12 protein-coding genes are annotated in these 21,690 nt (G+C 70.7%); 4 read left to right on the top strand and 8 right to left on the bottom strand.

What is annotated here, in order from left to right; genetic code table 11:
• Position 1: 1 nt before the first annotated feature.
• On the bottom strand, positions 2–892 hold the full coding sequence (locus R2S09_RS10140) for an alkaline phosphatase family protein (protein ID WP_316740478.1): 891 nt from the start codon (positions 890–892) through the stop codon (positions 2–4).
• 449 nt (positions 893–1,341) lie between these two features.
• Between R2S09_RS10140 and R2S09_RS10135 the strand changes: the two genes are divergently transcribed.
• Entirely contained in the window at positions 1,342–4,344 is a 3,003-nt protein-coding gene (locus R2S09_RS10135) for a bifunctional [glutamine synthetase] adenylyltransferase/[glutamine synthetase]-adenylyl-L-tyrosine phosphorylase (RefSeq protein WP_316740477.1), read from the top strand.
• A gap of 305 nt (positions 4,345–4,649) precedes the next feature.
• On the opposite strand, the gene R2S09_RS10130 is transcribed toward R2S09_RS10135, so the two are convergent.
• From R2S09_RS10130 to R2S09_RS10100, 7 genes are all read right to left on the bottom strand, one after another.
• Positions 4,650–5,489: a phosphatase PAP2 family protein gene (locus tag R2S09_RS10130; protein WP_306189245.1), complete on the bottom strand. Its 840-nt coding sequence runs from the start codon at positions 5,487–5,489 to the stop codon at positions 4,650–4,652.
• A gap of 68 nt (positions 5,490–5,557) precedes the next feature.
• Positions 5,558–6,592 (bottom strand): LacI family DNA-binding transcriptional regulator, encoded by a 1,035-nt coding sequence (locus R2S09_RS10125; RefSeq protein ID WP_306189244.1) that lies wholly within the window; start codon positions 6,590–6,592, stop codon positions 5,558–5,560.
• 25 nt (positions 6,593–6,617) lie between these two features.
• Positions 6,618–8,321, bottom strand: coding sequence for a glycoside hydrolase family 13 protein (locus R2S09_RS10120; RefSeq protein ID WP_306189243.1), 1,704 nt, complete (start codon positions 8,319–8,321; stop codon positions 6,618–6,620).
• A gap of 88 nt (positions 8,322–8,409) precedes the next feature.
• Positions 8,410–9,321 carry an ABC transporter permease subunit gene (locus R2S09_RS10115; protein WP_316740476.1) on the bottom strand — a complete coding sequence of 304 codons (912 nt, stop codon included), beginning with the start codon at positions 9,319–9,321 and terminating at the stop codon, positions 8,410–8,412.
• Positions 9,322–9,332: 11 nt separating this feature from the next.
• A complete protein-coding gene (locus tag R2S09_RS10110; RefSeq protein WP_306189241.1) occupies positions 9,333–10,331 on the bottom strand; it encodes a carbohydrate ABC transporter permease in 999 nt (332 codons plus the stop codon).
• A gap of 135 nt (positions 10,332–10,466) precedes the next feature.
• Positions 10,467–11,756, bottom strand: coding sequence for an extracellular solute-binding protein (locus R2S09_RS10105; RefSeq protein WP_316740475.1), 1,290 nt, complete (start codon positions 11,754–11,756; stop codon positions 10,467–10,469).
• 354 nt (positions 11,757–12,110) lie between these two features.
• Complete coding sequence (locus R2S09_RS10100) at positions 12,111–13,100, bottom strand: YafY family protein (protein WP_316740474.1); 990 nt, start codon at positions 13,098–13,100, stop codon at positions 12,111–12,113.
• Between the two features lie 93 nt (positions 13,101–13,193).
• On the opposite strand from R2S09_RS10100, the gene R2S09_RS10095 reads away from it, so the two are divergent.
• The 3 genes from R2S09_RS10095 (at position 13,194) to pulA (ending at position 21,666) form a co-directional block, all read left to right on the top strand.
• Positions 13,194–13,592: a VOC family protein gene (locus R2S09_RS10095; RefSeq protein ID WP_306189238.1), complete on the top strand. Its 399-nt coding sequence runs from the start codon at positions 13,194–13,196 to the stop codon at positions 13,590–13,592.
• Positions 13,593–13,880: 288 nt separating this feature from the next.
• Complete coding sequence (locus R2S09_RS10090) at positions 13,881–15,263, top strand: alpha-amylase family protein (protein WP_316740473.1); 1,383 nt, start codon at positions 13,881–13,883, stop codon at positions 15,261–15,263.
• Between the two features lie 979 nt (positions 15,264–16,242).
• Positions 16,243–21,666: a pullulanase-type alpha-1,6-glucosidase gene (pulA, locus tag R2S09_RS10085; RefSeq protein WP_316740472.1), complete on the top strand. Its 5,424-nt coding sequence runs from the start codon at positions 16,243–16,245 to the stop codon at positions 21,664–21,666.
• The last annotated feature ends 24 nt before the right edge of the window (positions 21,667–21,690 follow it).

Genomic DNA, 21,690 nt, shown 5'->3' with positions numbered 1-21,690 from the left:
GTCAGGACGCCCAGATGCCCGTGATGTCGTGCGCGGAGGCCGCGTTGCCCGCGTGCGTGGTCAGACCCTGCGTGTCCTCCAGGGTGCGCAGCAGGTCGTAGTGGTTGTACGTGGTCGAGCTGCTCGATCCGGGGGTCACCGGCTGGCCGTACAGGACGGTCGGGATGCGGTTGCCGCTGAGCCTGTTGTCCTCGTCGAAGGTGACGACGAGCAGGCTGTTGTGGGTCTTCGCCCAGGTCGCGTACGCGCCCAGGTTGTTCTTCAGCCAGGTGTCACCGGTCGAGACCGAGCAGTCGTGCATGTCGCTGCACAGGTTGGGGATCACGAAGGACAGCTGCGGCAGCGTCGAGTAGTCCGCCGGGAACTGCGCGAAGGTCTTCGCGGACGACGTCGGTACGTTGCTGAAGCCGAACCACGGGTTGTGCTTGCGGGCGTAGTTGCCGCTGCTGCACGTGGTCGAGCCCTCGCTGGGCAGCGACTCGTTGTAGCTGGCCCAGGTGCGGCCCGCGGCCAGCTGTTCGGAGGCGAGGTTGGGGGCCGAGGAGAAGCCGGGGGTGTAGCAGCTGTCGTCGGTGATGCCCTGGGTGGAGCCGGAGAAGAGGGCGAAGTAGTTCGGCTGGCTCGGGTGGGTGATGGCGTAGGACTGGGTGAGGTTGGCGCCGCCGGACTTCAGCGAATTGATGTACGGGGCGCTGGAGGAGCCGATCACCTGGCTGTAGGCGTGGTTCTCGAAGACCACGACGACCACGTGGTCCGGGGTCGGCACCCCGGTCGCGGCCTGCGCGGGCGAGGAGCCGCCCAGGCCGGACCACAGACCGACGGCGGCGGCCGCCAGGGCGACGGTGGACGCCAGGGCGGCACGGCCGCGGCGGAACACGGAACTGCCGGACACATCAACCTCCGGTGGAAGAGCGGGGTCGGCGGTGCGTCCAGAGCGTGCACACGCCAAGATGCGCCGGCCCCACGCCGCCCGGCCCGGCGGATGAAGACCGGGTGAACTGCTGCTGCGGGGCGTGCTGTGCTGTGAGGCGGACGGGACGGCGGGGCGGGCTGCTGCCGGGTGCGTTGCTGCCGCGAGGCGGGCTGTCGCCCGGCATCCGCTGGAGCGGATCCGGCGTCTGGCGGAGTGTCCCGGTGTCCGGGGGAGCGGGTCCGGTGCCCGGCCGGCCGCTTCCGGTCCGCACGGGGTCCTTCCCGCGCGAGCCGCCTCGGCGCACGCCGTTCCGGTGCGGGGCGTGCGGCGAAAAGTCGTGGCCGTCGCCGCAGCCGGTGCCGCTCGCTGCGGTTAGGCTCTGGCCAGGACGTCCTTGGTCCGAGGACTTGATCCGATGGGAGGCCGGGATGACGGCGCCGGGGCGCAGGAGCAGTACCTTCACGCGGCTGCTGCGGCACGGCTTCACCGAGGCCTCCGCCGCCGAGCGGCTGCTGGACGGCCCCGAGCTCGCGCCGATAAGGAACGACCCGGTCCTGCTGGAGGCGCTGGGCGCGACCGCCGACCCGGACCTGGCGCTGCGCGGGCTGGTACGGATGCTGGAGGCGCAGCCCTCCCCGACCGGCCGGCGGGAACTGCTCGACACGCTGATAGCGGCCAAACCGCTGCGCGACCGGCTGCTCGGCGTGCTCGGCGCGTCCGCCGCGCTCGGCGACCACCTCGCCCGGCACTCCGGTGACTGGCACGCTCTCGTCACCTACGAGCCGCGGGACCTGCATCCCGGCCTGGAGGAGTTCGAGCGGGGACTGGCCGAGGCCGGGGACCCCGTCTCACTGCGCGTCGCCTACCGCCGCTGCCTGCTGTCCATCGCCGCCCGCGACGTGTGCGGCACCACCGGCGTCGCCGAGACCGCCGCCGAACTCGCCGACCTCGCCACCGCCACCCTGCGCGCCGCGCTCCGCATCGCCTGCGCCGCCGCGCCGGAGGACGCCGCGCTGTGCCGGCTCGCCGTGATCGCGATGGGCAAGTGCGGCGGGCACGAGCTGAACTACGTCTCCGACGTCGACGTCATCTTCGTGGGCGAGGCCGTCGAGGGCGGGGACGAGCAGGCGGCCCTGCGAGCGGCCACCCGGCTCGCCTCGCACATGATGCGGATCTGCTCCGAGACCACGGTGGAGGGCTCCATCTGGCCCGTCGACGCCAACCTGCGGCCCGAGGGCAGGAACGGTCCGCTGGTGCGCACGCTGAGCAGCCATGTCGCCTACTACCAGCGATGGGCCAAGACCTGGGAGTTCCAGGCGCTGCTCAAGGCCCGGCCGGTCGCCGGGGACGCCGAGCTCGGCGCGCGGTACGTCGCCGCCCTCGAGCCGCTGGTCTGGCAGGCCGCCGAGCGGGAGAACTTCGTCGCCGACGTGCAGAAGATGCGCCGCCGGGTCGTCGCGAACATCCCCGTCGCCGAGATCGAGCGCGAGCTCAAACTCGGTCCGGGCGGCCTGCGGGACGTCGAGTTCGCCGTTCAGCTGCTGCAACTGGTGCACGGGCGCACGGACGCCTCGCTGCGCAGCGGGACCACGCTGGACGCGCTGCTCGCCCTCGCCGCGGGCGGTTACGTCGGCCGCGCGGACGCCGTGCAGCTCGGCGAGGCCTACCGCTTCCTGCGCCTGCTGGAACACCGCATCCAGCTCTTCCGGCTGCGCCGCACCCACCTGCTGCCCGAGGACGAGGCCGACCTGCGGCGCCTCGGGCGGTCCATGGGGCTGCGCGCCGACCCCGTCGCCGAGCTCACCCGCGAGTGGAAGCGGCACACCGGCGTCGTACGGCGGCTGCACGAGAAGCTCTTCTACCGGCCGCTGCTCGACGCCGTCGCCCAACTCGCGCCGGGCGAGGCACGGTTGAGTCCCGAGGCGGCCCGGGAGCGGCTGGTGGCGCTCGGATACGCCGATCCGGCGGCGGCGCTGCGGCACCTGGAGGCGCTGGCGTCGGGTGTCACGCGGAAGGCGGCCATCCAGCGCACCCTGCTGCCCGTGCTGCTGGGCTGGTTCGCGGACTCCGCCGATCCGGACGCGGGGCTGCTGAACTTCCGCAAGGTCTCCGACGCGCTCGGCAAGACCCCCTGGTACCTGCGGCTGCTGCGGGACGAGGGGGCCGCGGCGGAGAACCTCGCCCGGGTGCTGTCGGCCGGGCGGCTCGCCCCCGACCTGCTGATGCGCGCGCCGGAGGCGGTGGCGCTGCTCGGCGACGGGGGCGGTGACGGCGGCGGTCTGGAACCGCGCGGGCGGGCCCAGCTGGAGCAGGAGATCCTGGCGGCCGTCGGCCGCGCCGAGAGCGCCGAGCAGGGGGTCACGGCGGCGCGCGGGGTGCGGCGGCGGGAGCTGTTCCGTACGGCCGCCGCCGACATCGTCGGTTCCTACGGCACCGAGGCCCAGCCCGCCGAGGCCGACCAGGGAGCGCTCGTGGACCTCGTCGGCGGCGCCGTGTCGGACCTGACGGCGGCGACGCTGGCGGGCACCTTGCGCGCGGTGGTGCGCGGGGGGTGGGGGGACACGCTGCCCACCCGGTTCACGATCATCGGCATGGGGCGGTTCGGGGGGCACGAGCCGGGCTACGGGTCGGACGCGGACGTGCTGTTCGTGCACGAACCCCGGGAGGGGGTGGACGAGCGGGAGGCCGCGCAGGCGGCGAACCGGGTGGTGGCCGAGATGCGGCGGCTGCTGCAGATCCCGAGCGCGGACCCGCCGCTGCTGGTCGACGCGGATCTGCGGCCCGAGGGGAAGTCCGGGCCGCTGGTGCGCACGCTGACCTCGTACGAGGCGTACTACCGGCGGTGGTCGCTGGTGTGGGAGTCGCAGGCGCTGCTGCGGGCGGAGCCGGTGGCGGGGGACGAGGATCTCGGGCGGCGGTTCATGGAGTTGATCGATCCGCTGCGGTACCCGCGGGGCGGGCTCGGGGAGGACGCGGTCCGGGAGATCCGGCGGCTGAAGGCCCGGATGGAGGCCGAGCGGCTGCCGCGCGGGACCGATCCCAAGCTGCACACCAAGCTGGGGCCGGGTGGGCTGTCGGACGTGGAGTGGACGGTGCAGCTGCTCCAGATGCGGCACGGGGCCGAGGTGGCGGGGCTGCGGACGACCCGGACGCGGGAGGCGCTGGCGGCGGCGCGGGGGGCCGGGCTGGTGTCGGAGGAGGACGCGGCGACGCTGGACGAGGCTTGGGTGCTGGCCACGCGGGTGCGGAACGCGGTGATGCTGGTGCGGGGGCGGGCAGGGGACACGTTTCCCTCCGAGCCGCGGGAGCTGGCCGCGGTGGGGCGGTATCTCGGGTACGGGCCGGGGCATGTGGGCGACATGCTCGACGCGTACCGGCGGACGGCGCGGCTGGCTCGGGGGGTTGTGGAGGAGCTGTTCTACGGGACGTAGGGGCGCGGGGTGGCGCTTACGGGTTGGGCCGGGCGCTTACGGGGTGTGGTGCGCGGTCCGCTTACGGGGTGTGGGTGGCGCGCCTACGGGGTGTGGGTGGGTCGGGAGCGTGGGGGTGGGGCCGGCCCGCCGCACACGGACATACGGCCCGGAGGAGCGTGGTGGGCGGAGGAGGGACCGCGGTACGCGGCGGGCCGCGCCCCACCCCACGCCCCACTCCCGCCGTCGCGCGGCTGCGGGTTGTACCTGGCTGCGGGCAGCGCCGTGCCGACGTAGCTCCCCACGCAGGTGCACCGCCAAGCCGCCTACGCTCTCGCCGGCTGCCAAGCCCTCCGCGGCAGGGCGTGGGGCAGCGCCCCGTACCAGGTTCGGGCCGCCGTGAAGCCGACGGCGAGGCACAGCACGCCACCCACCGCGTCGAGCCAGAAGTGGTTGGCGGTCGCGACGATGACGAGGAGGGTGGCCGCGGGGTACAGGACCGCGAGGACACGTACCCAGGGGACGGCGGTCAGCGCGAAGAGCGTCAGCCCGCACCACAGGGACCAGCCGATGTGCATCGAGGGCATCGCGGCGTACTGGTTGGACATGTGCTTGAGGTCGCCGGAGGCCATGGAGCCCCACGTGTGGTGGACCTGCACGGTGTCGATGAAGCGGCCGCCGGTCATCAGGCGCGGTGGCGCCAGGGGGAAGAGGTAGTAGCCGAGGAGGGCGACTCCCGTGGTGGCGAAGAGGGCCAGGCGTGCCGCCGAGTAGCGGCCCGGGTGGCTGCGGTAGAGCCAGACCAGCACGCCCACGGTGACCACGAAGTGCAGCGTCGCGTAGTAGTAGTTCATTCCGATGATCAGCCAAGTCACCGAGTCGGCGGCATGGTTGATCGTCTGCTCGGCGGCGATGCCCAGCTGGTGCTCCACGCGCCAGACCCAGTCCGCGTTGCCCAGCGCCTTCGCCCGCTGTTCCGGAACCGCGTTGCGGATGAGCGAGTACGTCCAGTAACTGACCGCGATCAGCAGGATCTCGAACCACAGCCGGGGGTGGCGGGGGGTGCGCAGACGCCGGGTGAGGGTGGGCGGGGTGCCGTCCGTGGCGGGGTGGGGAAGGGCCTGGAGTTCCGGGCCTTCCGGTCGCGTCGCCGTCGTGTCACCCATGGGCACAGAGTCTGCCAGAAAAGACTTCTTGCGCAGATCATCCCCCGGTCGGGTCCGGATCGCATGTCCTAGGCGCGGTTGCGGTCCCCGGGGGCCGATGCCGTGGAGCCGCGTACCACCAGTTCCGGCATGAACACGAACTCGCTGTGCGGCGCCGGTGTCCCGCCGATCTCCTCCAGCAGGGTGCGCACGGCCGCCTGGCCCATCGCCGGCACCGGCTTGCGGATCGTCGTCAGCGGCGGGTCGGTGAAGGCGATCAGGGGCGAGTCGTCGAAGCCGACGACGGAGACGTCCCGGGGGACCTCGAGACCGCGCTGCCGGGCCACCCGTATCGCGCCCAGTGCCATCATGTCGCTGGCGCAGACGATCGCCGTGCAGTCGCGCTCGATCAGCGCCGTCGCGGCGGCCTGGCCGCCCTCCAGGGTGTAGAGCGAGTGCTGGACCAACTGGGACTCGATGACGTCCGCAGACAGGTCCAGTTGCTCCTGCATGGCCCGCACGAAGCCTTCGATCTTGCGCTGCACCGGCACGAACCGCTTCGGTCCCAGCGCCAGCCCGATGCGGGTGTGGCCCAGCGACACCAGATGCGTCACCGCCAGCGTCATCGCCGCGCGGTCGTCGGGGGAGATGAACGGGGCCTGCACCTTCGGCGAGAACCCGTCCACCAGCACGAACGGCACGCCCTGCGCCCGCAGCCGCTCGTAGCGCGTCATGTCGGCGGTGGTGTCCGCGTGCAGCCCCGAGACATAGATGATCCCCGCGACCCCGCGGTCCACGAGCATCTCGGTCAGCTCGTCCTCGGTGGACCCGCCCGGGGTCTGCGTGGCGAGCACGGGTGTGTAGCCCTGGCGGGTCAGTGCCTGCCCGATGACCTGCGCCAGAGCCGGGAAGATGGGGTTCTCCAGCTCCGGGGTGATCAGGCCCACCAGGCCCTCGCTGCGCTGCCGTAGGCGGACGGGGCGCTCGTAGCCGAGGACGTCGAGCGCGGCCAGCACGGACTGGCGGGTGGTGGCGGCGACGCCCGGCTTCCCGTTGAGGACGCGGCTGACGGTCGCTTCGCTCACCCCCGCCTGAGCAGCGATGTCGGCAAGCCGTGTGGTCACAGGATTGGACTGTACCGGTCGCATGTCAGACTGCCCACCAGGTGGTGGAATCAGCGGGCAGCAGCGTGGTCCCGGCGCGCGGCTCGACATCGGTGCTGGCGAGGAGCAGGGTGCCTGGTGTGGCGAGGGGGACCGGCGAGGCGGTGAGGTTGACCGTGCAGACGAAGGACCCCTCGCCGGTGTCGCGGCGGAAGGCCAGCACGCCCTCGGGAGTGTCCAGCCAGGTGATCTGGCGGCCGGCGCCGAGCGCGGGGTGCTCGCGGCGCACCGCCAGCGCGCTGCGGTAGAACTCCAGCGTGGAGGTGGGGTCGCCGTCCTGCGCCTCGACGGTCAGATGCCGCCAGTCGGCGGGCTGCGGCAGCCAGCTGGGGCCGCCCGCGACCGGACCGAAGCCGAACGGCGGCTCCTGGCCCGACCAGGGGAGCGGCACCCGGCAGCCGTCCCGCGTGCCGTCCTGGCCCGAGCTGCGGAAGAACGCCGGGTCCTGGCGGACCTCGTCGGGCAGGTCGACGACCTCGGGCAGGCCGAGCTCCTCGCCCTGGTAGAGGTACGCCGAGCCGGGCAGCGCCAGCATCAGCAGCGTCGCCGCCCTGGCCCGGCGCAGACCACGCGCCTCGTCCCCTTCCGCGAGGCGCGTGGAGTGCCGGACCACGTCGTGGTTGGAGAGCACCCAGGTCGCGGGCGCGTGCACGGCGTTCATGGCGCTGAGCGAGCGGTCGATGACGTCGCGCAGGTCGGCCGCGTTCCAGCCGGTGGTCAGATAGGAGAAGTTGAAGGCCTGGTGCAGCTCGTCGGGCCGGATGTACAGGGCGCTGCGCTCCACCGTCGGCGTCCACGCCTCGGCGACGGCGATCCGCCCGCCCGTCGCCCGCCACCGCCCTTCTGAGGAAGGCCCTTCGGGCCCCAGTTCACTTCCCTGGTACTCGTCGAGGATGCGCCGCCAGCCGCGGTAGATCTCGTGCACGCCGTCCTGGTCGAAGTAGGGGACGGCCTCGGTGCCCAGCAGCTTGACCTGCTCCTCGCGGCCGATGTCCGGCAGGCCGGGCGCCTTGACCAGGCCGTGCGCCACGTCGATGCGGAAGCCGTCGATGCCGAGGTCCAGCCAGAACCGCAGGATCGAGCGGAACTCGTCGTGCACGGCGGGGTGGTCCCAGTTGAAGTCGGGCTGCTCCGGAGCGAACAGGTGCAGGTACCACTCGCCGTCCGCGGTCCGGGTCCAGGCCGGGCCGCCGAAGATCGACTCCCAGTCGTTGGGCGGCAGTTCCCCGTTCGCGCCCTTGCCCGGCCGGAAGTGGAAGCGTTCCCGCAGCGGCGAACCGGGCCCCTCGCGCAATGCCTGCTTGAACCACTCGTGCTGGTCGGAGCAGTGGTTGGGCACCACGTCGACGATGACCCGCAGACCCAGGGTGTGTGCCTCGCGGACCAGGTCGTCGGCGTCCGTGAGGGTGCCGAACATCGGGTCGACGGCCCGGTAGTCGGCGACGTCGTAGCCGGCGTCCGCCTGTGGGGAGGCGTAGAACGGCGAGAGCCAGACGGCGTCGACTCCCAGCTTCTTCAGGTACGGCAGCCGGGCGCGGATGCCCGGCAGGTCGCCCATTCCGTCGCCGTTGCCGTCGGCGAAGCTACGCGGATACACCTGGTAGATGACCGCGTCGCGCCACCACTCCCGGCGCCCGGAGGCGGCGGAGGAGGCGTCGGTGGGGACTGCGTCGGTGACGTGCTGGGTCATGGATTCCCTTAAGGATGCGGGGGGAACGACGGAAGCGCTTGCTAACGAGTGGTGGCCGGGCGGGGCTTCCGCCCGGCGGGGCCGGCGGTCAGGACTTGGTGCCACCGGCGGTCAGACCGGAGACCAGGCTGCGCTGCACGAGCATGAAGACGATGGCCGCCGGGATGGTGATGATGATCGCCGTGGCCGAGGTCCACGCCCAGTCGGGCCGCTGGTCCTGTGCGAAGGTGCGGATGCCGACCGCGAGCGTGTAGTGGTCGGACTGCATGAACTGCGTGGCGTAGGCGACCTCTCCCCAGGCGGTGAGGAAGCTGTAGAACGCGGTCACGGCGAGGCCCGGCTTGGCCAGCGGCACGATCAGCCGCCAGAAGGTGCCGAACGGGGTGAGGCCGTCCACCCGGCCCGCCTCGTCGATCTCCTTGGGGATGGTGTCGAAGTAGCCCTTCATCATCCAGGCGCAGAACGGCACCGCCGTGGTCGCGTACGCCAGGATCAGGCCCAGGTAGTTGTCCAGCAGGTTCAGCTCGGACATCAGCAGGTACAGCGGCACGATCAGCACGATGCTGGGGAACATCTGGGTGACCAGGAAGGTCCACATCAGCTGCCTGCTGCCGGGGAACCTCATCCGGGACACCGCGTAGCCGGCGGTCGCCGCGAGGAACACCCCGAGCACGGTGGTGCCGCCCGCCACGATGACGGTGTTCAGGAACCACTTGGGCAGGTCCGAATGGGCCAGCACATCGCTGTAGTTGTGGAAGCTGAGGTCCTTCAGCACGTCGCTGGGCTGCTGCCAGGCGTTCTTCGGGCCCAGGGAGATGAAGAAGATCCACACCACGGGGAAGGCCGCGATCACGGTCGCGAGGATCAGTGTGCCGTGCAGGGCGAGGGAGGCGCCGAGGCCGCGCTCCTCCCGGCCGCGCGTCCTGCGGGCGTGCGGGGCGGAGGCGGGCCGCGTGGCGGAGCGGGCGTGCGCGGCGCTCTCGTGCGTTGCTGCGGTCATGACGAGGCTCCTTACGCCTGCTCGGACTTCAGGGTGCTGCGGCGGTAGAACGTCGAGAAGGCCATCAGGAGGGCGAGGATGATGATTCCGTAGGTCGCCGCTCCCGCGTAGTCCGAGACGCCGGTGAAGGCCTTGCGGAAGGCGAAGGTGACGAGGATGTCGGTGTCACCGGTCGTGTTGTTGCCCAGCAGCAGATAGATGACGTTGAACATGTTGAACGTCCAGATGCAGCCCAGCAGGATCACGGTGTTGGTCACCGGGCGCAGGCCGGGCAGGGTGACGTTGACGAAGCGCTGCCAGGGAGAGGCGCCGTCCATCTCGGCCGCCTCGTACAGCTCCTTCGGGATCGACTGCAGGCCACCGAGGACGGCGACCATGTTGAAGGGGATGCCGATCCAGACGTTCACCATGATGACGGCGATCTTCTGGGCGAGCGGCGTGCCGAGCCAGTTCTGCTCGGGCAGCCCGACGGCGGTGATGATGTCGTTGAAGACGCCGTATTGGGAGTTGAGCATCAGCCGCCAGGCGAAGACGCCGATGAACGACGGGACGGCCCAGGGCAGGATCAGCATCGCGCGGTAGAAGCTCCGCAGCCGCATCTTGCGGTTGAGGAGCACCGCGAGCCCGAGGCCGAGACCGACCTGGAGGGCGACGCAGGAGACGGTCCAGACGACCGTCCAGATCAGGCGCGGATAGAAGTCGCTGTCCGCGCCCGACAGGATGTGCCAGTAGTTGTCGAGGCCGACGAAGCGATAGGTCGCCGGGCGGTGGAAGGCACCGATCGTGGTGGCGACGTTCGACTCGTTGGCGTCGGTCAGCGACTGGTAGAAGCCGTATCCCAGCGGATAGAGGACCAGTACGGCGATCACGACGGCGACCGGCGTCACCATGGCCCAGGCGTACCAGTACTTGTCCCAGGACCGCCTGAGCGCCGAAACGCGTGCGGGGCGCGGGGACTGGTCGCCTCGCGCTGTCTGGTGGTTCTGTCCGGTGCTCGCTGCGGTCGTCATCCTCATCGGCTCTTTCGCGGCAGAAGTCTGGTGGCTCCCGCAGCCCCGGGGAGCCCCGTTCGGGGGCGGCAGCGGGGAAAGGTGTCCCCGGGGCTGCGTGTCCTTCGGTTACCGTCCGGCTGCTGACAGGCCCGGTCAGCCGATGGAGTAGCCGGGCAGCAGCTGCTGGAACTGCTTGGCGGTGGCGTCCAGCCCGGCCTTGACCGACTCGTCGCCCTGGAGGATCTTCACGTAGTTCTGGGCGAGCGGCGTGAAGAGGGAACCGACCTGCGGGAGCGCGACGCGCGGACGGGCGGTCTGCTCGAGGATCGGCTTGAAGCCGGCGATCTTGGCGTTCGACGTGACCTCGGAGGTGTACGCCGACTTACGGGTCGGCAGGGTGCCGGTCTTCTCCGCGATGGTGACCTGGCTCGCGGTGGACGTCATGAACTGCGTGAACAGGTAGCCGGCGTCCAGGTTCTTGGAACCCTGGTAGACCGCGAGGTTGTGACCGCCGGTCGGGGCCTGGGCCTGGCCGCCGGCCCCGGCCGGGACGGGCGCGTAGCCGAGGTTGTCCTCCTTGCCCTTGAACGCCGAGCCGGTCAGGTCGTCGCTGACCGACCACGGGCCCTGGATCAGCATGGCGACCTTGCCGTTCTTGAAGGCCGTCTGCATGTTCTGGTAGGCGTTCGCGAAGTCGACCTTCATCGAGGCCTCGTCGTAGATCTTCTTCGCGGTGGTCAGGGCGGTGACGGCCTTGTCGTCGCTGATGGTGATCTTCTTGGCCGAGGTGTCGGCCATGTCGGCGCCGTTGCTGTAGAGCAGCGGGAGCAGGAAGTACGCGTCAGGGTTGACGTAGGTGCCGTAGGTTCCGGTCTTCTGCTTGATGGTCTTGCTGTCGGCGATGAACTCGTCCCAGGTGGCCGGCGCCTTGCTGATGCCGGCCTTCTTGAACAGGTCCTTGTTGTACAGCAGGCCCAGGGTGTCGGTGACCGACGGGACACCGTAGGTCTTGCCGTTGTACTTGGCGGTGTTCATCGGACCGGAGTTGAAGTCCGAGGCGTTCTGCAGCGCGGGCGTGCCGTCGAGGGGCGCGATGTAGCCCAGCGAGGCGTACTCCGCCATCAGGCCCACGTCGGTGCGCACGACGTCCGGGGCGCCCTTGCCGCTCTTGGCGGCCGACTTGAACTTCTGCTCGACGTCGGTGAACGGAACGCTCTGGTAGTTCACCTTGATCTTCGGGTACTTGGCCTCGAACTGCTTGATCAGGGCCTTGTACGTCGGGGCTTCGGTCGCCGCGTCCGAGGTGTCCCAGTACGTGATCGTGCCGGAGACGTCCTTCGGGTCCTTCGGCTTGCTGGACGCGTTGTCGTCCGAGCTGCCGCAGGCGGTGGCGGAGAGGGCGATCACGGTGACCGCGGCGGCGATCGATATGCCACGTCGCATATGAGCTCCTAGATGAGGGTTGCCCGGATCATCCCTTGGGAGGACCGCGGGTGCCGTCTGTCCCAATCGACGGCCGCCGGGCGCGGGAGGAAAGTAGCAAGCCTGCAAGTCCTTGCGAAAGGAGTTGCAAGAAGATTTCTGCAAGGTCCCGCAAGCGTGACGTTTCCGTTACCAGCAGGTTCCGTTTCCCTTCGGCGGCGGCGGCGGCGGTCGGCGGACTGTTCGGCGGAGTGCGCGCCGGTGGGCGGGGTGCGCGCCGGTGGGCGGGGTGCGCGCCGGCGGGAGGGGTGGAGCGGCCGGTTCAAGTTCTCGATGCCGACCGATGTGCCATCTCATGGCATCGGTTCCTCGCGGTCAGGCTCGGCGGGCGTAGGACGCGAGGCGATCGGCGAGCGCGCTGACGAGGCCGCGGAGTTCATCGGGGCGCTCGATGACGAAGGGCCGGTCGAGTGAGGCGAGCACCGGAGGCAGCCAGTCGAGCCGCTCCGCCCGCAGCTCGACGCGCAGCCAGCGCTCGGTCGCCCGGTCCTGGCCTGCCCCGGGCTCGAGCTCCTCCAGGCTCGCGACGCCGGCCGGCAGGCGGGCGCGGATCTGCTCGACTGTGCCGTGGATCCGCAAGGTCACCTCATGCCGGTACTCGGCCGTGGCGAACCCTGACAACACGCGCTGTGCCGGATCGGGACCCGCGGGCGCTTCGAATGAGCCGGGCAGGGTCCGCGCGTCCGCGATGCGATCGAGGCGGAAGGTGCGGTCCTCGCCGATCCCGGCGTCCTTGCCCGTGACGTACCACCGGCCCGCATGGGCGACGATCCCGTACGCGTGCAGTGTGCGTTCGCTGCGCCGTCCGTCGCGGTCGGTGTAGCGGATCGAGACCGGTCGGTGGTGGCGTACCGCATCGGCGACGGTGAGCAGGACCCCGGCGTCCGGGGTGTCGAACTCGCCGGGCTGGTCCGTGAAGGCGAGAGCTTCCAGGAGTGTGTCGAGCCGACGGGCGATGTGCTTGGGCAGCACCCGCCGGATCTTCGCCGATGCCGTCTCGCTCGCCGTGTGCTCCGCCGTCGTCAGCCCTGCTCGGCGGCCGGCGACCAGGCCGAGCAGCACGGCCAGCGCCTCGTCGTCGCTGAGCATGAGCGGAGGCAGGCGGTACCCGGGGGCGAGCCGGTAGCCGCCGTAACGGCCGCGCACCGATTCCACGGGCACGTCCAGGTCGATCAGCTGGTCCACGTACCGGCGCACGGTGCGTCCTTCGACGCCGAGCCGGTCGGCGAGTTCGGCCACGGTCCGGGTGCCGCCCGACTGCAGCAGCTCCAGGAGTGTCAGCACGCGGCCGGTGGGTCGGGGCATGTCCGCAGCCTAACCCGAATACAGGACCGATTCTGTCCACTATTTCTCCTAGCCTGCGACGTGCACGCCTCCAGCACAGCCAAGGAGATTCCCATGGACTTCGTCTCGATCCGCATCATCACCAGCGACGTAGCGCGCCTCGTCGACTTCTACGAGCGAGCCACAGGGGCGCGGGCGACGTGGGCCACCGAGGACTTCGCCGAACTCAGGACCGCGGGCGCGACCCTCGCGATCGGCAGCACCCGCACCGTCCCGCTGTTCGCCCCGGGCTCCGCCCGCCCGGCGGACAACCACAGCGTGATCACCGAGTTCCTCGTCGACGACGTGGACGGCGTTTACGACAACCTGACCGGCTTCGTCACCGACTTCGTCACCAAGCCCACCACGATGCCCTGGGGCAACCGGTCGCTGCTGTTCCGTGACCCGGACGGCAACCTCGTCAACTTCTTCACCCCCGTCACCCCGGCGGCCATCGAGAAGTTCGCACGCTGACGCCACGCACAGCCGCTCACCGGGAGCCCTGAGATCCCAGGGCTCCCGGTGAACGCGGCCACGCCAACCGAGGAGAAGCGGCGCTCACGCCCGACCCAGGTGAACGCGTCGTTTGGAAACAGTTTCAGCATCTTGCTGAAACGTCACGGCAGGGGATACGGTCCCGCACACGTTCAACGTGGTTGAGCGGAGCAACAGTTGCGTGGAAGTCGATCACGCCGGACCCCGCGCCGCACCCGCCGCCACACGTACCGCCCCCCACCCGCACGACGAAGTGCAGGAGTACACATGGCCAGGAGAACTCTGGCCGCCACCGCCGCCCTCGCGGCCGGCCTGGCGGCCTCGCTGACCGTTCCCACCGGGACCGCCGAGGCCTCCCCGCCCGGCACCAAGGACGTCACCGCCGTCCTCTTCGAGTGGAACTACGCCTCCGTCGCCAAGGAGTGCACCGACACCCTCGGCCCGGCCGGCTACGGCTACGTCCAGGTCTCCCCGCCCGCCGAGCACATACAGGGCTCGCAGTGGTGGACGTCGTACCAGCCGGTCAGCTACAGGATCGCGGGCCGCCTCGGCGACCGCGCGTCGTTCCGGAACATGGTCACCACCTGTCACGCGGCCGGAGTGAAGGTCGTCGTCGACACCGTCATCAACCACATGTCCGCGGGCAGCGGCACCGGCACCGGCGGCTCGTCGTACACGAAGTACGACTACCCCGGGCTGTACTCGGTCTACGACTTCGACGACTGCACCGCCCAGGTCAGCAACTACCAGGACCGCTGGAACGTCCAGCACTGCGAACTGGTGGGCCTCGCCGACCTCGACACCGGCGAGGAGTACGTCCGCAAGACCATCGCCGGCTACATGAACGACCTGCTCTCGCTCGGTGTCGACGGCTTCCGCATCGACGCGGCCAAGCACATCGACGCGGCCGACCTGGCGAACATCAAGTCCCGCCTGACCAACCCGAACGCCTACTGGAAGCAGGAGGTCATCTACGGCGCCGGCGAGGCCGTCCAGCCCACCGAGTACACCGGCAACGGCGACGTCCAGGAGTTCCGCTACGCCTACGACCTCAAGCGGGTCTTCAACAACGAGAACCTCGCCTACCTGAAGAACTACGGTGAGGGCTGGGGCTACATGAGCAGCTCGGTGGCCGGCGTCTTCGTCGACAACCACGACACCGAGCGCAACGGTGCCACCCTCAACTACAAGGACGGCGCCGACTACACCCTGGCCAACGTCTTCATGCTCGCCTGGCCCTACGGCGCCCCGGACATCAACTCCGGTTACGAGTGGTCCGACCCGGACGCGGGCCCGCCGGGCGGAGGCCAGGTCAACGCCTGCTGGCAGGACGGCTGGAAGTGCCAGCACAAGTGGCCCGAGATCATGTCCATGGTCGCCTTCCGCAACGCCACCCGCGGCCAGGCGGTCACCGACTGGTGGGACGACGGCGCCGACGCGATCGCCTTCGGCCGCGGCAGCAAGGGTTATGTCGCCATCAACCACGAGTCGTACACCCTGACCCGCACCTACCAGACGTCCCTCCCAGCGGGCACGTACTGCAACGTGCAGAACAAGACCGCGGTGACGGTGAACTCCAGCGGGCAGTTCACCGCCACCCTCGGCGCGAACACGGCGCTGGCGGTCTACGCCGGCAAGTCGAGCTGCTGAACCCGTCCCGCGGCCGGGCCCACCGCGTCCTGCTCGCCGGCCGCCCGGCCTGAGGCGGGTGCCGGCCTCCCCGGCGACCCCGGGCGGGCAGAGGCGCTCCACGACGCCGTGGGCCCCAGGGCCGACCGGAGCAACCGCGCATGCGCGGTCCCGGCTCGCTCCGGATGACGGCATCGCGCTCCTGCGGCGGGGTCTTCGGGTCCTGCACCGCCCGCAGAGTGGCGGTCAGTTGCTCGACGCTCGGGACCAACTCCCGGGGAACCTGGTCCTTCTGCCGGTCCAGGTCCGCCGCCACCTTGTCGGCCTCCTCCTTCTGCTGCGTCGCGGCATCGGACGCCGAGGTGCCGCTCCCGCTCGGACCGGGCGACTCCTCGGTCTGTGACGTGTCGCCGGGGTTCGGCGTCCCGGTCGGTTGCGAAGGCGTGCCCGACGGGTGGGCCGGCGGCGTCGAGGGCGTGGTGACCGGAGTGGACGGGCCGGGTTGCGTCGTGGCCGGTGGAGCACTGGGCGTCGGGGCCGGAGGCTCGGGCGAGGGGGGCGCCGAGCTCATGGGCGCGGCCGCTCCGGCCTTGCCGTGGACGCCGGGTGCGGGCCTCGCGCTCACCGGACCGGTGGGCAGGGCGAGTGCCGCACTTAACGCGGACACGCTGGTGAGGCGGAGGAGACGTCGCCGGGTGGTGCCGGCCATCATCGATCCGAGCGGGCTCTGGGTCGCACTGCTTCGGCCACTCCCTGCTGTCCACGCTCACTCCTGGAACGGCGTGCCGCAACCCGGACCGCCCGCAGGGACGGCTGCCGCTTCCCGCATCCCCTTCCCGCGCCCTTCCCGAGCGCGGTGAAAGTTCTTGCTGGGGCTTTCACGCCTCTTGCTGTAAGGCTTTCGCCAGCGATACGGTCACGCGGCGCGCCTGGCACCGCGGCCGTGCCGCGGCGCGGGGGTCGGACCCAGAAGAGCCGTAATCGCAAGGAGTTACCGCCTGTGATACCGAGATGGCCGGCGCCGCGTACGCGCCGTACCCCGCGAGTGAGAAGGGCAGCGGCCGTCACCGCCGCCGCCCTCGCCGCCGCTCTGATCCAGCCACTGGCGGCCGGGGCCGCCACCCCGCCGGCACCCCCCTCGGACGCGGCGCTCGCCGGCCGGCCCGCCCGGCACGACGACACCCGCGAGCAGTTCTACTTCGTCATGCCGGACCGTTTCGCCAACGGGGACAGGTCCAACGACAAGGGCGGACTGACCGGTTCCCGGCTCGCCACCGGCTACGACCCCACCGACAAGGGCTTCTACCAGGGCGGCGACCTCAAGGGCCTCACCGACCGGCTCGACTACATCAAGGGCCTGGGCACCACCGCCATCTGGCTGGCCCCCATCTTCAAGAACCAGCCCGTGCAGGGTACCGGCAAGGACGCCTCCGCCGGCTACCACGGCTACTGGATCACCGACTTCACCCAGGTCGATCCGCACTTCGGCACCAACAAGGACCTGGCCGGCCTCATCTCCAAGGCGCACGCCAAGGGCATGAAGGTCTTCTTCGACGTCATCACCAACCACACGGCCGACGTCGTGGACCACGAGGGCACCTCCCACGGGTACCTCTCCAAGGGCGCCTTCCCGTATCTGACCAAGGACGGCCGGCCCTTCGACGACGCCGACTACGCGGCCGGCGGCCGGAAGTTCCCCGCCGTCGACGGCTCCTCCTTCCCGTACACCCCGACCGTCCCCGCCGCCAAGAAGAACCTCAAGGTCCCGTCGTGGCTCAACGACCCGACGATGTACCACAACCGCGGCGACTCCACCTACGCCGGCGAGAACGCCACCTACGGCGACTTCTCCGGCCTCGACGACCTGTGGACCGAGCGCCCCGAGGTCGTCAGCGGCATGGAGAAGATCTACGAGCGCTGGGTGCGGGACTTCGGTGTCGACGGCTTCCGCATCGACACCGTCAAGCACGTGAACATGGAGTTCTGGACGCAGTGGGCGACCGCGCTCGACAAGTACGCCGCCCGGCAAGGCCGTAGGAACTTCTTCATGTTCGGCGAGGTCTACTCCGCCGACACCTCCGTCACCGCCCCCTACGTCACCCAGGGACGCCTCGACGCCACCCTCGACTTCCCCTTCCAGGACGCGGCCCGCGCCTACGCCTCCCAGGGCGGCAGCGCGAAGAAGCTCGCGAGCGTCTTCGGCGACGACTACAAGTACTCGACCGACAAGGCCAACGCCTACGAGCAGGTCACCTTCCTCGGCAACCACGACATGGGCCGCATCGGGTACTTCCTGAAGCAGGACGACCCGAAGGCGAGCGACGCCGAGATCCTCAGGAAGGACGAGCTCGCCAACGAGCTGATGTTCCTCAGCCGTGGCAACCCCGTCGTCTACTACGGCGACGAGCAGGGCTTCACCGGCTCCGGCGGCGACAAGGACGCCCGCCAGACCATGTTCGCCTCCAAGGTCGCCGACTACCTCGACGACGACGAGATCGGCACCGACCGCACCCACGCGAGCGACTCCTACGACACCGGCGCGCCGCTGTACCGGCAGATCGCCGGGCTGGCGAAGCTGCGCAAGGACAACCCGGCCCTCACCGACGGCGTCCAGACCGAGCGGTACGCGGCCGACGGCGCCGGCGTCTACGCCTTCACCCGCACGGACGCGAAGAGCGGCGCCGAGTACGTCGTCGCCCTCAACAACGCCGACGACGACCGGAGCGCCACCTTCGCCACCGGCTCCGCCGACATGGCCTACCGGGGGATCTACGGCACCCGGGCCACCGTGACCTCCGACGCCGGCCGCAAGGTCACCGTCACCGTCCCGGCCGGGTCCGCCGTCGTCCTCAAGGCCGCCGGCCGGCTCCAGGCCCCCGTCACCAAGCCGGCGATCACCCTCACCGCCCCTGCCGCCGGCGCCACCGGCACCGTCGACCTGAGCGCCGACGTCACCGGCGGGCAGCTGAACCGGGTGGTCTTCGCCGCCCAGGTGGGCGACGGCCCCTGGAAGGTCCTCGGCTCCGCCGACCACGCCCCCTACAAGGTCACCCAGGCCCTCGGCAAGACGGTGCCGGCCGGCACCGCCCTGCGCTACAAGGCGGTCGTCGTCGACTCGGCCGGCCGCACGGCGAGTACCACCGCGGCCTCCACCACCGGCACCCCGCCGGCCCCCGAGGTCCCCACCGCCTCCTCCCGCGACTACGCGATCGTCCACTACAAGCGCGCCGACGGCGACTACGCGGACTGGGGCCTGTACGCCTGGGGCGACCTCGCAGACGGCGAGGCCACCAGCTGGCCCGCCAGCCACCCCTTCACCGGCCGCGACGCCTACGGCGCCTTCGCCTACGTCAGGCTCAAGCCGGGCGCCTCGAACGTCGGCTTCCTGGTGATCGACAAGGACGGGAACAAGGACGTCTCCGCCGACCGGTCCATCGACGTCACGAAGACGGGCGAGGTCTGGGTCGAACAGGGCAAGGAGGCCGTGCAGACCACACGGCCCGCCGACTACCCCGCGCAGGACACCACCAAGGCCGTCCTCCACTACCACCGCGCCGACGGGAACTACGACGGCTGGGGCCTGCACGTGTGGACCGGCGCCGCGAACCCCACCGACTGGTCGAAACCCCTCCAGCCGGTCAAGACTGACTCCTATGGTGCGGTCTTCGAGGTACCGCTCACCGACGGTGCCACCAGCCTCAGCTACATCCTGCACAAGGGCGACGAGAAGGACCTGCCCACCGACCAGTCCCTGGACCTCACGGCGGCGAACGGCCACGAGGTGTGGCTGGTGAGCGGGCAGGACAAGCCGCTGCTGCCGCAGCCCACGGGCAGCGCCGGCGCTCTGGACCTGTCCACGTCCAAGGCGGTCTGGATCGACCGGGACACCGTCGCGTGGAACGGCGCCGACGGCGCCGCCTCCACCCAGCTGCTGTACTCCGCCGACGGCTCGATCACCGTCAAGGACGGGGCCCTGACCAGTGACGACGAGCGCTGGCTGCGGCTGGAGAAGACCACGCTCACGGACGCGCAGAAGGCGAAGTTCCCGCATCTGAAGGACTACACCGCCTGGTCCGTCGACCCGCGCGACCGCGACCGGGTGCGGCAGGCCCTGCGCGGCCAGGTCGTCGCCTCCCAGCGGGCCGGAAACAGCGCCGTGCTCGCGGCGACGGGCGTCCAGCTCGCCGGCGTGCTCGACGACCTCTACGCGAGCAGTGCCACCAAGGCGCGGCTCGGACCCGTCTTCCACCACGGCCGCCCCACCCTGAGCGTGTGGGCGCCGACCGCGCAGAGCGTGGCCCTGGAGCTGGACGGCCGCAGCGTCGCCATGCACCGCGACGACACCACCGGCGTCTGGTCCGTCACCGGCCCGGCGTCCTGGAAGGGCAAGCCCTACCGGTACGTCGTGAAGGTGTGGGCGCCGAGCGTCCGCCAGGTCGTCACCAACAAGGTCACCGACCCCTACTCGGTCGCCCTCACCGCGAACAGCGAGCGCAGTCTCGTCGCCGACCTCGACGACCACGCGCTGGCCCCGAGCGGCTGGTCGCACCTGGCCAAGCCGAAGGCCGTGCCGCTGCGCGACGCCCAGATCCAGGAGCTGCACATCCGCGACTTCTCGGTCGCCGACACGACCGTCCCGGCCGAGGACCAGGGCACCTACCTGGCCTTCACCGACAAGGACAGCGACGGCTCCGGGCACCTGCGGGAGCTGGCGAAGGCGGGCACGTCCTACGTCCACCTGCTGCCGGCCTTCGACATCGCCACCATCCCGGAGAAGAAGGCCGACCAGGCGGTCCCGGACTGCGACCTGGCCTCCTACCCGGCCGACTCCGAGCAGCAGCAGGCGTGCGTGGCGAAGACCGCCGCGAAGGACGCCTACAACTGGGGCTACGACCCGTACCACTACACGGTCCCCGAGGGCTCCTACGCCACCGACCCGGACGGCACGGCCCGCACGGTGCAGTTCCGCGAGATGGTGCAGGCGCTCAACCAGGACGGGCTGAGGGTCGTCATGGACGTCGTCTACAACCACACGGCGGCCAGCGGCCAGGCGGACACCTCCGTCCTCGACAAGATCGTGCCCGGCTACTACCAGCGGCTTCTCGCCGACGGCTCGGTGGCCGACAGCACCTGCTGCTCCAACACCGCGCCGGAGAACGCGATGATGGGCAAGCTGGTCGTGGACTCGGTCGTGACCTGGGCCAAGGAGTACAAGGTCGACGGGTTCCGCTTCGACCTCATGGGCCACCACCCCAAGGCCAACATCCTGGCGGTCAGAAAGGCCCTCGACGCGCTGACCCTGGAGAAGGACGGCGTGGACGGCAAGAAGATCATCCTGTACGGGGAGGGCTGGAACTTCGGCGAGGTCGCGAACGACGCACGGTTCGTGCAGGCCACGCAGCAGAACATGGCCGGCACCGGCATCGCGACGTTCTCCGACCGGGCCCGTGACGCGGTGCGCGGCGGCGGCCCCTTCGACTCGGACCCGGGCATCCAGGGCTTCGCGTCCGGGCTGTACACCGACCCGAACACCTCCACCGCCAACGGCACCAGGGACGAGCAGAAGGCCCGGCTGCTGCACTACCAGGACCTGATCAAGGTGGGCCTGACCGGCAACCTCGCCAAGTACCACTTCACGGACACCGACGGCAAGGAGGCCACCGGCGCGGAGATCGACTACAACGGCTCGCCCGCCGGCTACGCGGACGCGCCGGGCGACGCCCTCGCCTACGTCGACGCGCACGACAACGAGTCCCTGTTCGACGCGCTGACCTACAAGCTGCCCGCCGCGACGAGCGCCGCCGACCGGGCCCGGATGCAGGTCCTGGCCATGGCGACGGCGACGCTCTCGCAGGGCCCGGCGCTCTCCCAGGCCGGCACCGACCTGCTGCGCTCGAAGTCGCTGGACCGCAACTCCTTCGACAGCGGCGACTGGTTCAACGCGATCCACTGGAACTGCGCGGACGGCAACGGCTTCGGGCGCGGGCTGCCCATGGCCGCCGACAACAAGGACAAGTGGCCGTACGCCAAGCCGCTGCTGACCTCGGTGAAGGTGGCCTGCCCCCAGATCGAGGGCGCCTCGGCCGCCTACCAGGACCTGTTGAAGATCCGTACGGCGGAGCAGGCGTTCTCGCTGGGCACGACGGCGCAGGTGCAGTCGCAGCTGTCCTTCCCGCTCTCGGGGAAGGACGAGACCCCGGGCGTGATCACCATGAGCCTCGGTGACCTGGTCGTGGTGTTCAACGCGACCCCTGAGCGGCAGCAGCAGCGCGTCGCCACGCTCGCCGGGGAGCACTACCGGTTGCACCCGGTGCAGGCCTCGGGCGCGGACCCGGTGGTGAAGACGTCCGCCTACGCGGCCGGTTCCGGCACGTTCACCGTTCCGGCGCGGACCGTGGCGGTGTTCACCCGGTCGGCGACATAGGGTCGGGTCATCGGCGTAGAACAG

This window comes from Streptomyces sp. MK7 (assembly GCF_032658145.1).
Classification (GTDB): Bacteria; Actinomycetota; Actinomycetes; order Streptomycetales; family Streptomycetaceae; genus Streptomyces; species Streptomyces spiralis.
Note: the sequence above shows the minus strand (reverse complement) of the source record. Positions and strands in the feature narration are given on the sequence as shown.

Excerpts from the sequence above, each read along its gene's own strand:
- R2S09_RS10135 (WP_316740477.1), top strand. The coding sequence starts at position 1,342 with ATGACGGCGCCGGGGCGCAGGAGCAGTACCTTCACGCGGCTGCTGCGG.
- R2S09_RS10130 (WP_306189245.1), bottom strand. The coding sequence starts at position 5,489 with ATGGGTGACACGACGGCGACGCGACCGGAAGGCCCGGAACTCCAGGCC.
- R2S09_RS10120 (WP_306189243.1), bottom strand. The coding sequence starts at position 8,321 with ATGACCCAGCACGTCACCGACGCAGTCCCCACCGACGCCTCCTCCGCC.
- R2S09_RS10115 (WP_316740476.1), bottom strand. The coding sequence starts at position 9,321 with ATGACCGCAGCAACGCACGAGAGCGCCGCGCACGCCCGCTCCGCCACG.
- R2S09_RS10110 (WP_306189241.1), bottom strand. The coding sequence starts at position 10,331 with ATGACGACCGCAGCGAGCACCGGACAGAACCACCAGACAGCGCGAGGC.
- R2S09_RS10105 (WP_316740475.1), bottom strand. The coding sequence starts at position 11,756 with ATGCGACGTGGCATATCGATCGCCGCCGCGGTCACCGTGATCGCCCTC.
- R2S09_RS10100 (WP_316740474.1), bottom strand. The coding sequence starts at position 13,100 with ATGCCCCGACCCACCGGCCGCGTGCTGACACTCCTGGAGCTGCTGCAG.
- R2S09_RS10095 (WP_306189238.1), top strand. The coding sequence starts at position 13,194 with ATGGACTTCGTCTCGATCCGCATCATCACCAGCGACGTAGCGCGCCTC.
- R2S09_RS10090 (WP_316740473.1), top strand. The coding sequence starts at position 13,881 with ATGGCCAGGAGAACTCTGGCCGCCACCGCCGCCCTCGCGGCCGGCCTG.